1 protein-coding gene is annotated in these 1,198 nt (G+C 65.8%); it reads left to right on the top strand.

Annotated elements, in window-relative coordinates; translation table 11 throughout:
* Positions 1-34 precede the first annotated feature (34 nt).
* Positions 35-1,198, top strand: a 1,164-nt coding sequence (locus OEZ71_RS20210; RefSeq protein ID WP_263741901.1) for an NAD(P)/FAD-dependent oxidoreductase, incomplete at its 3' end; no start/stop codon positions are given.

Here is a 1,198-nt window from a genome sequence, read left to right as displayed (position 1 = left end):
GTCGCCGCAACCGGCGACCAGAGGGAGAATGCAGATGGGCGGGATCGTGATCATCGGTGCGGGCCAGGCTGGGGCGTCGCTCGCGGCGAAGCTTCGTTCGCTTGGCTATGACGGGGCGATCACCATGATCGGCGAGGAACCGGCCCCGCCCTATCAGCGCCCGCCCCTCTCGAAGGGCTACCTGCTTGGCGAGATGGAGCTTGACCGGCTTTATCTGCGCGCGCCGTCTTTCTGGGCGGACCAGAATGTCACGCTGAAGCTCGGCGCGCAGGCGACCGCGATCGACCGCACCGCGAAGACAGTGCGTGTGGATGGCGAGAGCATCTCTTACGATCATCTCGCGCTCACCACCGGCTCTCGCCCGCGCCGCCTGCCGGCGGCAGTCGGCGGCGAGTTGAAGGGCGTCTACACCGTCCGCACGCTGGCCGATGTCGACGCGATGGCGCCTGAGTTCAAGGCGGGCCGCAAGCTTCTGATCGTCGGTGGCGGCTATATCGGGCTGGAGGCGGCGGCGGTCGGTGCGAAGCTGGGGCTGTCTGTCATGCTCATCGAAATGGCCCCGCGCATCCTGCAGCGCGTGGCCGCGCCCGAGACCTCGGACTATTTCCGCAAGGTCCATGCCGAGCACGGCGTAAAGATCCTCGAAAACACCGGCCTCGACCGGCTGACGGGCGAAGGCCATGTCTCGGGCGCCCGCCTTTCGGACGGCACCGAAATCGCCGTTGATTTCGTCATCGTCGGCGTCGGCATCACGCCGATGACGATCCTTGCCGAGGAGGCCGGGCTGGAGATCGAGAACGGCATCCGCACCGACGAACTTGGCCGCACCTCGGACCCTTCGATCTGGGCGGCGGGGGATTGCGCCTCCTTCCCGCATCGGGGCGGCCGTATCCGGCTGGAAAGCGTCGGCAACGCCATTGATCAGGCCGAGATCGTCGCTGAAAACATGCTTGGCGCAGGCAAACCCTACGAGGCGAAACCGTGGTTCTGGTCCGACCAATATGACGTGAAGCTGCAGATCGCCGGGCTGAATACCGGCTATGACCGGATCGTCACGCGTCCCGGCGAGGGCAATGCCATCAGCTTCTGGTACTACAAGGGCGACGCGCTCCTTGCGCTCGACGCGATGAACGATGCCCGCGCCTACATGATCGGCAAACGTCTGATCGAGGCGGGCAAATCGCCCGATCCGGCGGTG

It is taken from the genome of Albidovulum litorale (assembly GCF_025751495.1).
Taxonomy (GTDB): Bacteria; Pseudomonadota; Alphaproteobacteria; order Rhodobacterales; family Rhodobacteraceae; genus Albidovulum; species Albidovulum litorale.
This window is presented reverse-complemented; position numbering and strand designations above follow the sequence as displayed.